Here is a 14,380-nt window from a genome sequence, read left to right as displayed (position 1 = left end):
CGGGCGGGGGTGTTCCGCTGTCCGAGCGGGTGTCTGACTGAATATTCATGGCGTGCCAATCTAGGCAAAAGCGCCGGTTCTCCCTAGCATCGACTCCGGACAGCCCCGAGGCCCGCCCCCGGCGTGGTCCGCCGGACCTTCGACAGCCTGGAGACATCGTGGTCACCGCCCTGGACAAGTACGCCGACATGAAGCCCACCTGGACCTCGCCGGTGATCATCGAGTCGCACATCAACGGCATCCGGACCAAGGAGATGAACCCGAACACCCCGGTCGGCTACGAGGAGATCGCCGAGGACGCGATCCGCTGCTGGGAAGCCGGCGCGGGCGCGATCCACGCCCACAACACCAGCTTCGACCTGCTCGGCGAGAACGCCTACAAGGACTACATGCGGACCTGGGACCGAGTCCTGGCCAAGCACCCGGACATCACCTGGTACCCGACGACCTGCAACAACCTGCGGCTGCTCCCGGACGAGAACGGCCTGGAGCACGTGATGTTCCTGAACGAGCACGCGAACGCCCGGATCGCGTGCGTGGACACCGGTCTCACCCTGTTCGCCACCGACGTCGACGCCGAGGGCTACCTGTCGGGGCCGGAGTTCGGCTTCAACTACCAGCGCGTGGCCAGCCAGTGGAAGATGCTGCGCGAACGGAACATCCCGATGGTCTACGGGGTCTACGAGCCCGGTCACCTGCGGCACGCGATGCACTACGTCAACCGGGGGCTGTCCACGCCGGGGTCGATGTGGGACTTCTACCTGATCGGCGACTACGGCCTGACCGCCACCGAGCCGATCGGCACCAACGGCATGAAGCCCAGCCTGGAGAGCCTGTACTACTACCTGCACATGATCGAGGAGGCCACGGTCACCCACCCCTGGTACATCTCGATCTGGGGACAGGGCGCGCTGGACGACACCTCCATCCTGCGCCGCGCCATCGAGCTCGGCGGCCACATCAAGACCGGTCTCGAGCTCTTCTACGACCCGGCCCGCAACCCCACCAATCTCGAGCTGCTGCAGCAGGCCCAGGAGATCGCCCGCGAGGTGGGTCGACCCATCGCGACCCACGACGAGGCCCGCGCCCTCTACCAGCTCCGCTGACCCGTTCCGCCCACTCCCCCCCGAGAACGAGAGGTCGACGATGACCGAGTACGACGTCCAACCCTTCGAGATCGCCATCTCCGAGGCCGATCTCGCCGACATGAACGAGCGCCTGCGACGCACCCGCTTCCCGCAGGACTTCGCGAACGACGACTGGCGCTACGGGTACAACACCGGCTACCACAAGCAGCTGGTCGACTACTGGATCAACTCCTACGACTGGCGTGACGTCGAGCGGCGGATGAACGAGCTGCCGCACTTCCGGGTCGAACTGATGGGCGTCCCGCTGCACTTCATCCATGTGAAGGGCAAGCGTGCCGAGGGCGCGCCGGCCCCGATGCCGTTGCTCATCCACCACGGCTGGCCGTGGACGTTCTGGGACCTGCGCAAGGTGATCGGACCGCTCACCGACCCGGCGGCGCACGGCGGCGATGCCGCCGACGCGTTCGACGTCGTGCTCATCTCCCTGCCCGGCTACGGTTTCTCCTCCCCGCTCACCGAGACCGGCTGGAACTGGTGGAAGACGGCGGATCTCGAGAACACCCTGATGAAGGAGGTTCTCGGGTACGAGAAGTACGCCGTGGCCGGCGGGGACTGGGGCGCCCTGGTCACCCAGCAGCACGGGCACAAGTACGAGGCCGACGTGTACGGCATCTACACCCACTTCGCCGCGCAGATGAGCCACTACCTGTTCGAGCACCCGGACAAGCCCGCCGACGTCGAGTTCGACCCGGCCCTCGGCCTGCCCGCCGCCGGCGAGTACGGCGAGGGCGAGGAGGGGTGGTTCGAGCGCGGCAAGCTGTTCGTGGAGAACGAGAGCGGCTACGGAGAGATGCAGCTGACCAAGCCGCAGACCCTGGCGTCGCTGTTCGCCGACTCCCCGGCCGGCCAGCTCGCGTGGATCACCGAGAAGCGCTACTTCTGGGGTCTGGCCGAACGCGGCGTCGGCACCGAGGCGTTCGAGAAGGTCTGGCCCAAGGAGGATCTGGTCACCACCGCGGCCGTGTACTTCCTGACCAACACCGGGGGGACGTCCTCGCGCTACTACTGGGAATGCCGCAACAACCCCTGGTCGCCCTCCCACGACCGTTTCCCGGTCGTGGGCGCGCCGACGGCGGTGGCCATCTACCCGGGGGAGATCTACAAGCCGCCGCGCAAGTGGACCGAGCGCTACTTCAACCTCCAGCAGTACCGGGTGCACACCGAGGGCGGGCACTTCGCCCCGCTCGAGGTTCCCGACATCTACGTCGACGACGTGCGGACGTTCTTCCGGACCTTACGCGGCTAGTCGCGGGCACCGACCCACCACGCGGGGGCGCCGATCACGGCGCCCCCGCGTTCGGCTGCACGCCGGCGCCTGGACCCGGCGCCCGGGGCCGGCTCTTACGCCACCGGGGACCGGTGGACACCCACCCTTGACGAGATGAGCATTCTGCTCCAAACTCCACACATCAAGATGCAGCGTCTGCATAATCATTCGCGGCCTGCCACCCTGGGGAACGGTCCCTCCTCCCCGACATTGGACAAAGGAGTCTCGATGTTCCGCATCAGGCATTTCCGCCGGCGAGTCACCGCCGTCGCCCTGGCGGCCGCCGTGCTGACCACCAGCGCCGCCTGCTCCACCACCACGGCGGCCGGCGGGGGCGGTTCGAGCCAGGCCCCCATCGCCAACGACGACCTCGTCCTCGTCGCCTCGGTCATCAACACGACCAACCCCTACATGGCCTCGATGATCGAGGGCGCCCAGGCGCTGGGCAAGAAGCTCGGCGTCGAGGTGCAGATCGTCGACTCCGCCGGCAGCAGCCAGACCGAGATCTCCAAGATCCAGGCCATCCTGGCCCAGGGCAAGAAGGTCGCCCTGATGGTCAACACCGTGGCCAGCTCGGACGCCCCCACCATCGTCAACGCGGTCAAGGCCGCCGGCGGCTACGTCGTGGTCTGGTGGAACAAGCCGGACAGCCTCGAGCCGTGGGACGTCGGCAACAACTTCGTCGCCTTCCAGAAGTACTCCGGCGTGGAGAGCGGCGAGTGCACGGGCAAGGCCCTGGCCGAGAGCCTCGGCGGCAAAGGCAATGTCGTCGGGCTGGCCGGCGTGGAGGACAGCACCACCAGCCAGACCCGGGTCGCCGGCTTCAAGGAGGCCCTCAAGGCCTACCCGAACATCAAGCTGCTCGACGTCCAGTCCGCGAACTGGGACCCGCAGCAGGGCCTCTCGGTGACGCAGAGCCTGCTCACCAAGTACCCGGACCAGGTCGACGGCATCTGGGCCGCCGACGACGCGATGATCATCGGCGCCACCAACGCGGCCAAGAACGCCGGGCTGTACAACAAGATCAAGTTCGTCTCCGACGGTCTCTACCCGCCGGTCGTCGACATGATGAAGGAGCCGAACTCCCCCATCGTCGGCGAGACCTTCCACCGCGGGTACATGGCCGCTTCCATCGGTCTCTACACCGCCTACCTGGCCGCCACCGGCAAGATCGACCCGTCCACGCTGCCGCAGGAGAAGCGGGACAGCCTGTTCAAGCTCGCCTGCGTCACGCCGTCGAACTTCCAGGACTTCACGAAGTACGACGACGACATCGCCGGGTGGATCGACACGCTGACGGCCAAGGAAGACCCGTGGAACGTCGAGCCGACCCCGCTCGTCGGGCAGGGCCCGGAGAAGATCCCGGCCGGCTGATCCAGCCCCGCCGCGGGCCGTGTCACGGTCCGCTCGTGCAGTCCTGAGGCCCTCGCGGGTCGGTGCCGGCGCACCGACCCGCGAGGTCGCCCCGCCGCCTGCGGGCCCACCGGGTCCGGCACGCCAGCACCAGCCCGCACGACCCCTCTGATGTCGACGAAGATCCGGAGAACGCCGTGACGCACCAGGTCACCCAAGACCCTCCCGGGAGGAGCGCGGCCCTCGCGCCCCCGGCCCACCACCGCCGTTTCGAGCTCCGGAGCCTGGGTGAGGTGGGCGCTCTCGTCGTCCTCATCGTCGTCTTCGCGGTCATCAACCCCAGCACGTTCCTGTCCATCGGCAACATCCGGACCATCCTCGACCAGGCGGCCACGCCGCTCATCGTCGGCGTCGGCGCCACCCTGATCGTGCTCATGGGCTCCATCGACCTGTCCGTCGAGGGCCTGATGGGCGCCGGCGGCATGGCCTTCATCCTCACCACCGAGAACAGCCGCGGCTCGGCCGATCTCGGCCCGCTCTCGTTCGTCATCGGCATCGCGATGGGCGCCGTGCTGGGCATGATCGCCGGCGCGATCCACACCCGGCTGAAGGTCCCCTCGTTCATCGTCACCCTGGGCTTCTGGTTCGTGGGGCTGGGTATCGCCACCGTGCTCTTCGGCACCGAGACGATCCCGCTGCTGCCGGACGGTGGCGTCAAGGCCTGGCCGAACAGCACCCTGCTCGGCCTGCCCCACTCGTTCTGGCTGGCCGTCCTCGTCGTCGCGATCGGCTGGGTGATCACCCGGTTCACCCGGCTCGGCCGGTCCGCCTACGCGATCGGTGACAACGAGGAGATCGCCCGCAGCAACGGCATCGCGGTCGGCCGGACCAAGATCGCCATCTTCGCCCTGGCCGGTGCGTGCACGGGCCTGGCCGGTGTGCTGGCCACGCTGCGGCTGGGCGCCGGCTCCCCCTCGGTCGGCGGCGGTGTCCTGTTCGTCACCGTGGCCGCGGTCGTCATCGGCGGCACGTCGCTGGGGGGCGGGCGCGGCGGCGTGCTGCGCACGCTGCTCGGCGTCCTGCTGCTCACCGTGCTGACCAACGGGCTGATCCTGTCCGGCGTCGACTCCAGCGTGCAGTCCGGTGTCTCCGGTGCCGTCCTCATCCTCGCCATCGTCGTCGCGGCCTGGCCGCAGCGCAGCCGCCTCCGGATCATGAAATGACCCGGGCCACGGGCGGTCCCGCCGCCGGCGCTCCGCAGGACGACAGCCGCCGTTCCGACGCCCCCGCGCTCAGGCTGACCGGCATCTCCAAGTCGTTCGGTCCGGTCGTCGCGGTGAAGAACATCTCGCTGGAGATCGCCCGCAACCAGGTCATCGGCCTGATCGGCGAGAACGGGGCCGGCAAGTCGACCCTGCTCAAGATCCTCTCCGGCCTGCACGAACCGACCTCCGGGACGATGGAGGTGGCCGGACGGCCGGTGCGCTTCCGCCGCCCCCAGGACGCCGCCGCCGCGGGATTCGGGGTGGTGCACCAGGAACAGTCGCTGCTGACGAACCTCTCCGTCGCGGAGAACATCGCGATGAGCGCGGTGTCCTCGGCCGGTCACGCCACCAAGTTCGGCTGGTACCGCTGGGGTCAGCTCAACCGGGAGGCCACCGCGGTGCTGGCCCGGGTCGGCGCCGACATCGACCCCAGGGCCATCGTCGGCGACCTGTCCTTCGTGGACCGGCAGATGGTCGAGATCGCCCGGGCGCTGCGGGTGGACGAGCAGCTGCAGGCCAGCCCACTGGTCATCCTCGACGAGCCCACCGCGGTGCTGGAGCGCAACGAGACCGCCATCCTGGAGCGGGAGATCGCCGCCCTGAAGTCCGTCGGGTCGGTCATCTTCGTCTCCCACCGACTCGACGAGGTCCGCCGCATCTGCGACCGCATCATCGTCATGCGGCACGGTGAGATCGTGGCCGACCGGCCGACCGACGACGTCACCGAGGACGAACTGTTCAAGCTGATGATCGGACACGCGTCCAAGGCCAGGAAGCGGACCGACGCCGACCGCACCGGCACCGGTCCCGATCTACTCACGGTCACCGGGCTGACCCGCAAGGGCGAGTACAAGGACGTCAGCTTCTCGGTGCGGCCCGGCCACTGCGTCGCCATGGTCGGCACCCTCGGCTCGGGCCGGGAGTCCCTCGTGCGGGCCCTGTTCGGGGCGGAACCGTTCGACTCCGGCGAGATCGTCTACCAGGGCCGGACCCTGCAGTCCTGGTCGACGACGAAGGCCACCCGCAGCCACATGGCCTACGTGCCGGCCGAGCGGAAGTCCGAGGGCATGGTCGGCGGGTTCTCCTCCGCCGAGAACATCACCCTGGCCCGCACCGGCGAGGGGTCGAAGTTCCTGCTCAACCGCAAGGGCCAGAACACCTTGGCGCGCGAGTGGTTCCAGCGGCTGGACGTGCGTCCGAACGACATCAAGCTCAACCTGCAGCGCTTCTCCGGCGGCAACCAGCAGAAGGTCGTCATGGCCAAGTGGCTGCAGTCCGAGGGGCTGCAGCTGTTGATCCTGGACCACCCGCTGCGCGGCCTGGATCCGGGGGCCGCCGAGACGGTCAACGAGCAGATCAAAGCGGCCCGGGATGCCGGCGCCGCGATCATCCTGCTCGCCGACACGCTCGAGGAGGCCCTGGACATGGGGGACGACATCCTCGTCCTGCGCGACGGTGAGGTCACCGCCCGCTTCGACCTGACCGTGGACACCCCGACGACCCTCGACCTGCTCGAAAAGATGGTGTGACCATGGCCCGACCCGGCACCACCCCCTCCACCACCCAGGCCGACGCCCCGACCGACGACGGGCACACCACCGGCGCGGCCCCGGCGAAAGCGCCGCAGCCCGGTCCGCGCCGACGCTGGTCGGCCCTGGACGTGTGGGCCTCCGTCGGCCCGCTGGCCGTCTTCATCGTGCTGTTCGTCCTGGTCGTCTCGCTGCGGCCGGCCTTCCTGGGCGGCGGCGGCCTGGCCATCGTGGCCACCCAGGCCATCGCCATTCTGCTGGTCGCCCTCGGGCAGGGCATGGTGCTGCACGTCGGCTCCATCGACCTGTCGAACGCGGCGACCGCCCTGCTGTCGGCGGTCCTCCTGGCCAAGACCCTGGGCCCGATGGGCGCCGGCAGCATCGTGCTGGTACTGATCCTGGGCACGGCCATCGGCGCGGTGAACGGCCTGCTGGTCGCCACGTTCCAGGTGCCGAGCTTCGCGCTGACCCTGGGCACCCTGGGCATCCTCCAGGCCGTCACCCTGGTCGTCAGCGACAAGACGACGGTCTACGCCTCCGACACGAGCCTGCTCACACCGATGTTCGGCACCGCGATCGGCGGCCTGGCCTCGGCGTTCTGGGTCGGGGTCGTCCTGGCGATCGTGCTGTGGGCCCTGCTCCGCTTCACCGTGCCCGGCCAGAGCCTGACCGCGGTGGGGCTGAACGAGACCGGCGCCCTGTTCTCCGGGGTGCGGACGCGTGCGGCCAAGGTCAGTGCGTTCGCGTTGTCCGGGCTGCTCGCCTCGGTGGCCGGCATCATGATCATCGCGCAGGCGGGTTCGGCGTCCAGCACGGGCCTGGGCAGCGATCTGCTGCTGCCCGGCATCACCGCGGCCATCGTGGGCGGCACCGCCATCACCGGCGGCATCACCAACCCGGTGAACATCGTCTTCGGCGCGCTGACCGTGACGCTCATCCCGATCGGCGCCGCCGCACTGGGCATGCCGTCCGAGGCGCAGAGCCTGGTCTACGGCCTGGTCATCATCGTCGCCGTCGCTCTGACCATCAGCCGCAAGCGCGTCGGCATCGTCAAGTAGTCCACCGGCGGTGGGCGCCCGAGCCGTTCCGGTCCGGGCGTCCGCCGCCGCCGGCCTGTCCGGGCCGACCCGTTCCGCCCGTTTCCCGTCCCGAACCCACCGAGGAGAGTTCCATGCCCGTCCTGGAGTCCCTGCAGCCGCAGGAAGTGCTGCGGTTCTTCGAGATCCTGTCCGACATCCCCCGCGGCTCGGAGAACGAGAAGCAGGCCGCCGACTGGGTGGTGAACTTCGCGCGGGAGCGTGGTCTGGAGGCTTTCCAGGACGAGAAGCACTGCGTCGTCGTGCGCAAGCCCGGCCAGGGCGGGTTGGAGAACGCACCGACGTTGATCCTGCACGGCCACCTGGACATGGTGTGCGCGAAGAAGGAGGGGGTGGAGATCGACTTCCTCACCGAGCCGATCACGCTCGTCGTCGACGGCGACTTCATCCGCGCGGACGGCACTTCCCTCGGCGCGGACAACGGCATCGGCTGCTCCTACATCCTGGCGTTGCTGGACTCCACCGATCTGCCCCACCCGCCGCTGGAGGCCGTGATGACGGCCATGGAGGAGAAGGGCAAGGTCGGCGCGGGCCAGTTCGACACCTCGGTGCTCACCGGCACCCGGATGATCGACTTCAACTGGATCACCGACCACGAGATCCTGGCCGGCTGCAGCGGTGACGTCACCTTCCTGGTGGACGTCCCCGGTGAGTTCGAGGCCGTCCCGTCGGAGCTCTCGGCGACGCGCTCGCTGCAGGTCCGCGGTCTGCTCGGCGGGCACTGCGAGTTCGACATCCACCTGGAGCGGGCCAACGCCATCCTCGTCCTGGCCCGGGTGCTGAACACGGTGCTGGCCCGGTACGACTTCCGGGTCAGCGGTCTGACCGGCGGCACCCAGAACAGTGCCATCCCCGCCGACGCCGAGGCCGTGCTGTCCCTGCGACCCGACGACGTCCCGGCGGTGACGAAGCTGATCGCCGAACTCGCCGACACCCTGCACGCCGAGTACGAGCGGGCCGGCGACGACATCCGCCTGGAGCTCGAAGAGACCGCAGCGCCGGAGCGGGCGTTCTCCGCCGAGGCCACCGCCCGTTTCGCCCGGCTCACCGCGCTGATCCCGAACGGGGTGCTCAGCTGGAGCCTGCTCACCCCCGGGGTCGTCGAGACCTCCAACAACGTGGGCACCCTGCGCCCGATCGACGGCGGCGTGCGGCTGGCCTCCACCATCACCGCCCAGGTGACCTCGCGCAAGGACGAGATCTTCGACCGGGTGCGGGTTCTCGCCGCCCTGGCCGGGGGCGGGGTGAGCGTGGAGCAGTTCGGCCTGGACGCGCCCGAGTTCCCGTACCAGGAGAACTCGATCCTGCTGAAGACGGCCGCGGAGGCCTACCGGGACGTGATCGGCGCCGAGCCCGACATCCACGTGTCGCAGTGCAGCCTGGAGCTGGGCATGTTCAGCCGGAAGATCCCCGGCCTGGAGATCATCTCCATCGGCACCGAGCTGCACGCCCTGCACTCGCCGCTGGAGTCGGTGAACCACACCTCGGTCGCCAAGGTGTGGCCGCTGGTGCGCGAGGTGGTCAGCCGACTGAGCTGACCCCGACCCCGGGCGGTCACCGCCGCCCGCCCGGGGACACCTCCGACGACGCACGACGAAGCCCCCGCCGCCCTTCCGGGCCGCGGGGGCTTCGTCGTTCCAGGAGTCAGCGCGTGCGGTTGTCCAGCAGCCACTGCGCGGTGGTCGAATCGGTGACCAGGACGTTGATCCAGCCCCCGAGGAGGGCGGCCCGCACGGCGGCGTACTTCGAGGGACCCCCGCCGACCCCGAGCCGCCGCTCGGCCCGGCGCAGCTGGGCCAGGGTGGCCCCGACCACCAGTTCGTCGAGTTCGTTGGCCACGGGGGTGCCGTCCTCGCAGATGTACCGCAGGTTGACCTCGCCGACGGCGCCGAGCTTCTTGACCCGGGCGACCTGGTCGGCGGTGAAGAAGTTGTCGCCGGCCCGCAGCGGCGGCACGATGTCGCCGGATCCGAACCCGGTGAGCGCCAGATCGATGGAGTCCAGCTTGGCCAGGGTCTCCCGGGCGTGGCTGTCGTGGGCCAGCAGCGTCTCCTTGACCTCCCGGTTCGGCAGCACCCCGGGCAGCCGCAGGTACAGCGGCTCGCCGCCGGTGAGGGTGGCCAGCTGCTGGGTGTTCTGCGCGGCGAGATGCTGCTGGGCCGGCGGACCGAGATCCCCCAGCATCTCCACGACGTACCGGGTCCCGGAGTTGCGCAGCGGCTGCAGATTGCGCACCGCCTCCTGCAGCGTCCGGCTCCAGGGGGTGAACCCGATGACCTCGGCGTCCAGCGGGGTGGTCTGCAGCTGCAGGGCCAGCAACTGGCCGAGTTCGCGGACGAGCTGGGTCTCGTCGAGCACCTCGCCGATGTCGTACACGTGCGCGCTGCGCAGGTCGTACGCGGTCTCGAGTTCCCGTTCCAGCACCGACTGCTCGTCCGCCGGCAGCACGACCGTGGTGCGGACGATGTCCAGGCCGACCGCCTGCTCCAGGAGGCGGGACACCCGGGACTGCGAGATGTTCAGCCGTTCGGCGATGGCGTTCTGCCGCAGGCCCCGGGTGTGGTACAGCCAGGCGACCGTGGCGATCAGTCGTCGGGCACTGGGTGCGGGCGGCGCCTTCACCACGGCGATCGTTCTCCTGTGCGCGTCATGCTGACCCTCCCCTTCCCCGTCGTGACGGTGCTCCCCCGGCGTGCCGTCCCGGTGAGTTTCCCGCACCACGGGTGTCTCCGGTGGGATCTTTCCCTCCCGGCCAGCGGCTCTGCGGGGTAAATATTCACTCGTTGACAGCATAATGACGCAGCCTTAGGCTCCGGGGGTATTGATGCTACTAGTCAATATTTATTCGAACAAGGGCCGACGTCGACGTCGGCACGACCCGAGGAGAAGGCAATGGCAGCCTGGAAGCGCACCCGCATCGTCGCGGCGTTGGGCATGGCGGGAGTACTGACCCTGACCGCCTGCGGCGGGTCGGACAGTGCGGGATCCGCCGGGACCTCGGGCGGTGCGAGCAGCGCCGCCAGTGCCGGCGGCGCGAGTTCGGACTACACGATCGGCATCTCGGTCGCCGACCAGAAGTCGCTCTTCTACATCGCCGCGGTCGACGGCATGAAGAAGGCCGCGGAGGAGGCGGGCGTGAAGACCGTCGTGCTCTCGGCGGACAACAACTCCACCCAGCAGGTCAACCAGGTCAACGACCTGATCACCCAGCAGGTCAACGCCATCGTCTTCATCGCGCAGGACGCCACCTCCGCCGCTGCCGGCGTGCGGGCCGCCAACAAGGCCGACATCCCCGTCATCGCCGTCGACCAGAAGCCGGAGAGTGGCGACGGCAAGCTCGCCACCTACATCGCCACGGACAGCGTGAAGGCCGCCGACGCGCTCTGCACCTGGATGTTCGAGCAGATGGGCGGCTCCGGCGAGATCGGCATCCTGCAGGGCGTTCTCGGTGCCACCGCCGAGCTGCAGCGCAGCCAGGGCTGCCAGCAGGCGCTCGACAAGAACCCCGGAATCTCCGTGGTCGCCAAGCAGTCCGCCAACTGGGACGAGACCGAGGGCTACAAGGCCGCGCAGAACATGCTGCAGGCCAACCCGGACATCAAGGCCATCTTCGGCGAGAGCGACGCCATGGCCATGGGTGCGGCCAAGGCCGCCAAGGACGCCGGCCGGACGATCTACACCGTGGGCATCGACGGCTTCCCGACCATGATCACCGCGATCGAGGACAAGTTGACCAACGCCACCCAGGCGCAGGTGCCCTACGTCATGGGCCAGCAGTCGATCAAGGACGCACTGACCATCCTCGGCGGCGGCACCGTCCCGGCCGAGCAGTACCAGGACACCGTGCTGGTCACCCAGGACAACGCGGCGACCATCGACCCGGTGCAGTTCTACGGCCCGAACGTCAAGTAGCACCGGCGTTCTCCCGTCCAGCCCGCCACCGCCCCTCACCTGCCAGCCAGAACGGAGACCCGCATGTCCGACGACGTACCTGCACCCGGCCCCGGAGGGCGGGCACTCACCGGCTCCGCGCTCCGGAAGTCCTACGCGGGCATCGAGGTCGTCAAGGGTGTCGACTTCGCCATCCCGGCCGGCGCCGTCGTCGGCCTGATCGGGGAGAACGGAGCCGGCAAGTCCACCCTCAGCTCGATGATCGCCGGCGTCGTCCTGCCGACGTCGGGTGAGATGACGCTGGACGGGGAGAGCTACGCGCCGACATCGCCGTCGGACGCGCTGGATCGGGGCGTGGCCCTGATCCACCAGGAGATCCGGATGGTGCCGTCGCTCTCGGTGGCGGAGAACATCTTCCTGGGGCGCCTCCCCGTCCGCGGCGGCAAGGTGGACACCGGATCGATGGTCCGCCAGTCCCGCGAGGTGTTGGACCTGCTCGGGATCGACCTCGACCCGCGCCGGTCGGTCGTCGGCCTGTCCATGGCCGTGCAGCAGAGCATCGAGATCGCCAAGGCGATCTCCCGCGGGCCGAAGTACGTCATCTTCGACGAGCCGTCCGCCTCGCTGACCGGGCACGAGACCGACCGGGTCCTCGACCAGATCCGCCGCATGGCCGAGCACGGGGTGGGCGTCGTCTACATCTCCCACCGCCTGGAGGAGGTCCGTGACGTCAGCTCGCAGATCATCTGCCTGCGCGACGGCGCCCTGGTGAAGAACTGGGACCGCGGGAACGTCCCGGCCCCGGAGATGGTGTCGGCGATGGTCGGCCGGGAGTTCACCTTCGAACACCAGGCTCCCGAGCCGCACCGCGAGGACGTCGTCCTGGAGGTCCGCGGCCTGGGCCGCAAGGGCGTCTTCTCCGGTGTCGACTTCACCGTCTCGCGTGGCGAGATCCTCGGTGTGGCCGGCCTCGTCGGCGCCGGCCGCACCGAGATGGTGCGCACCATCGCCGGAGCGGACCGCTACGACGAGGGCGAGGTGCTCCTCGAGGGCCGACCCGTCCGCCTGGACTCCCCGGCCGCGGCCATCGCCGCCGGCGTGGTCATGGTCCCGGAGGACCGCAAGGGCCAGGGATTGAACCTGGGGCTGTCCAGCGCGGTGAACATCCTGCAGCCCTGGGAGCGGGAGATGGGCCGCGGCCGGTTCATCACCAATCGTCTGCTGAACAGGGCCGCGGCCAAGAGCCGCGCCGACTTCGACATCCGCGGGTCGATGGACCTGCCCGTGGTCCGGCTGTCCGGCGGCAACCAGCAGAAGGTCCTGCTGGCCAAATGGCTGGTCCACGAGCCCACCGTGCTCATCCTGGACGAGCCCACCCGCGGGGTGGACGTGGGCGCGAAGATGGCGATCTACGAGATCATCCGCGACTGTGCCGCCCGTGGGGTCGCCGTGGTCGTCGTCTCCTCGGAACTCGAGGAGGTGCTGGGCCTCTCGCACCGCGTCATGGTGATGTCCGGCGGGCGGCAACGGGGCATCCTGCCCCGCGCGGATGCCGACGCCGAGACGGTCATGCAGCTCGCCGTTCCCACCGGCCAGCAGTGACCCGTCCGATCACCCCGCCCGCCCGCAGGCGGACCACCACCACCCCGCCCATCCCGCAGACCGCCCCAACCTGGACGCACGGAGCAAAGGAGCTCGACCGGCCGTGACCACCACCCAGCCTCAGAAGTCGCCCGATTCACCGGTGACGGACCCGCTGCCGTCCGTCGGCGTGGGCAGCAAACTGCTCACCCGGCTCCGCAACCTCGGCGGCCCCGTGGTCGGCCTCGTCGTGATGGTCGTGGCGATGTCGTTCCTGTCGCCGTTCTTCCTCACCTCGCGCAACCTGAGCAACATCATCGCGCAGGTCTCCGACATCGGGATCATGGCCGCCGGGGCCACCCTGGTCATCCTCATCGGCGGCATCGATCTGTCGGTGGCCGCGAACCTGGCCCTGACCATGATGTTCAGCGCCTGGCTGTTCCAGGTCATCGAGGTGCCGTGGCCGGTGGCGATGATCCTGGGGTTGCTGCTCGGGATGGCCGTCGGGCTGCTCAACGGGGCGCTCACCTCCTACGGCAAGGTCCAGGCGTTCGCCGCCACCCTGGCCACCATGTCGGCGTGCGCGGGCATGGCGCTGTTCATCACCAAGGGCAACACGATCAACGGGTTCCCGTCCTGGTTCAGCAACCTCACGTCCAACGTGCTCGGATCGGTTCCCGTGCAGGGGATCCTGCTCGTGGTGATCTACCTGCTCATCGGCATGTGGCTGCGCTACCGTCCCGGTGGCCGGGCGCTCTACGCCATCGGCGGCAACGAGCAGGCCGCGCGCCTCTCCGGGCTCCCCGTCCGCTGGGCCAAGACCCGCGTCTACATCATCGCCGGCGGGCTGGCCGCGGTCGCCGGCTGGGTCAACATCTCCCTGCTGGACTCGGCACAGCCGACGGCCGGCGCGGGCTACCTGCTCAACGTCATCGCCGTCGTCGTCATCGGCGGTGCCAGCCTGTCCGGCGGCGTGGGCTCGATGGGCGGCACGTTCATCGGTCTGCTCATCATCGGCGTGCTCAACAACGGTCTGTCCCTGCTGCACGTCAACCCGAACCTGCAGCAGGTGGTCATCGGTGCGGTCATCCTGGCCGCCGTGCTGACCGACCGGGCCGGGAACCGCCTGCGCGCGGCCTGAAATCCCCACCCGCCGGCCCGGGCCGTCCCCGGTCCACCCCACCCGGCCGAACCTCCCCACCAAGAAGGGTCACGAAGGTGACGACAGAAGTCACGACATCCGCACTCA

At 69.3% G+C, this 14,380-nt stretch carries 11 protein-coding genes; 10 read left to right on the top strand and 1 reads right to left on the bottom strand.

Annotated elements, in window-relative coordinates:
• Positions 1-158 precede the first annotated feature (158 nt).
• From J2S58_RS01535 to pepD, 7 genes are all read left to right on the top strand, one after another.
• Positions 159-1,106 (top strand): beta-keto acid cleavage family enzyme, encoded by a 948-nt coding sequence (locus J2S58_RS01535; RefSeq protein WP_205255256.1) that lies wholly within the window; start codon positions 159-161, stop codon positions 1,104-1,106.
• Positions 1,107-1,146: 40 nt separating this feature from the next.
• Positions 1,147-2,394, top strand: a complete 1,248-nt coding sequence (locus J2S58_RS01530; protein WP_205255255.1) for an epoxide hydrolase family protein — start codon at positions 1,147-1,149, stop codon at positions 2,392-2,394.
• A gap of 249 nt (positions 2,395-2,643) precedes the next feature.
• Positions 2,644-3,789: a sugar ABC transporter substrate-binding protein gene (locus J2S58_RS01525; RefSeq protein WP_205255254.1), complete on the top strand. Its 1,146-nt coding sequence runs from the start codon at positions 2,644-2,646 to the stop codon at positions 3,787-3,789.
• Between the two features lie 272 nt (positions 3,790-4,061).
• Positions 4,062-4,991, top strand: coding sequence for an ABC transporter permease (locus J2S58_RS01520; RefSeq protein WP_205255253.1), 930 nt, complete (start codon positions 4,062-4,064; stop codon positions 4,989-4,991).
• A complete protein-coding gene (locus tag J2S58_RS01515; protein WP_205255252.1) occupies positions 4,988-6,562 on the top strand; it encodes a sugar ABC transporter ATP-binding protein in 1,575 nt (524 codons plus the stop codon). The genes J2S58_RS01520 and J2S58_RS01515 overlap by 4 nt, the downstream gene beginning before the upstream one ends.
• Before the next feature lie 2 nt (positions 6,563-6,564).
• Positions 6,565-7,620, top strand: a complete 1,056-nt coding sequence (locus tag J2S58_RS01510) for an ABC transporter permease (protein WP_205255251.1) — start codon at positions 6,565-6,567, stop codon at positions 7,618-7,620.
• A 113-nt stretch (positions 7,621-7,733) separates the two neighbouring features.
• Positions 7,734-9,197 (top strand): beta-Ala-His dipeptidase, encoded by a 1,464-nt coding sequence (gene pepD / locus J2S58_RS01505; RefSeq protein WP_205255250.1) that lies wholly within the window; start codon positions 7,734-7,736, stop codon positions 9,195-9,197.
• A 106-nt stretch (positions 9,198-9,303) separates the two neighbouring features.
• Here pepD and J2S58_RS01500 read toward each other — a convergent pair whose 3' ends face one another.
• Complete coding sequence (locus J2S58_RS01500) at positions 9,304-10,281, bottom strand: sugar-binding transcriptional regulator (protein ID WP_205255249.1); 978 nt, start codon at positions 10,279-10,281, stop codon at positions 9,304-9,306.
• A gap of 270 nt (positions 10,282-10,551) precedes the next feature.
• On the opposite strand from J2S58_RS01500, the gene J2S58_RS01495 reads away from it, so the two are divergent.
• From J2S58_RS01495 to J2S58_RS01485, 3 genes are all read left to right on the top strand, one after another.
• Complete coding sequence (locus J2S58_RS01495; protein WP_205255248.1) at positions 10,552-11,571, top strand: substrate-binding domain-containing protein; 1,020 nt, start codon at positions 10,552-10,554, stop codon at positions 11,569-11,571.
• Between the two features lie 63 nt (positions 11,572-11,634).
• On the top strand, positions 11,635-13,152 hold the full coding sequence (locus J2S58_RS01490; protein ID WP_205255247.1) for a sugar ABC transporter ATP-binding protein: 1,518 nt from the start codon (positions 11,635-11,637) through the stop codon (positions 13,150-13,152).
• A 103-nt stretch (positions 13,153-13,255) separates the two neighbouring features.
• Positions 13,256-14,272 (top strand): ABC transporter permease, encoded by a 1,017-nt coding sequence (locus J2S58_RS01485; RefSeq protein WP_205255246.1) that lies wholly within the window; start codon positions 13,256-13,258, stop codon positions 14,270-14,272.
• The last annotated feature ends 108 nt before the right edge of the window (positions 14,273-14,380 follow it).

Origin of the sequence: Nakamurella flavida (assembly GCF_030811475.1) — a bacterium.
Taxonomy (GTDB): Bacteria; Actinomycetota; Actinomycetes; order Mycobacteriales; family Nakamurellaceae; genus Nakamurella; species Nakamurella flavida.
Note: the sequence above shows the minus strand (reverse complement) of the source record. Positions and strands in the feature narration are given on the sequence as shown.

What these genes read in the sequence shown, in the direction of transcription:
- J2S58_RS01530 (WP_205255255.1), top strand. Translation starts at nt 1,147, where the DNA reads ATGACCGAGTACGACGTCCAACCCTTCGAGATCGCCATCTCCGAGGCC.
- J2S58_RS01525 (WP_205255254.1), top strand. Translation starts at nt 2,644, where the DNA reads ATGTTCCGCATCAGGCATTTCCGCCGGCGAGTCACCGCCGTCGCCCTG.
- J2S58_RS01515 (WP_205255252.1), top strand. Translation starts at nt 4,988, where the DNA reads ATGACCCGGGCCACGGGCGGTCCCGCCGCCGGCGCTCCGCAGGACGAC.
- J2S58_RS01510 (WP_205255251.1), top strand. Translation starts at nt 6,565, where the DNA reads ATGGCCCGACCCGGCACCACCCCCTCCACCACCCAGGCCGACGCCCCG.
- pepD (WP_205255250.1), top strand. Translation starts at nt 7,734, where the DNA reads ATGCCCGTCCTGGAGTCCCTGCAGCCGCAGGAAGTGCTGCGGTTCTTC.
- J2S58_RS01495 (WP_205255248.1), top strand. Translation starts at nt 10,552, where the DNA reads ATGGCAGCCTGGAAGCGCACCCGCATCGTCGCGGCGTTGGGCATGGCG.
- J2S58_RS01490 (WP_205255247.1), top strand. Translation starts at nt 11,635, where the DNA reads ATGTCCGACGACGTACCTGCACCCGGCCCCGGAGGGCGGGCACTCACC.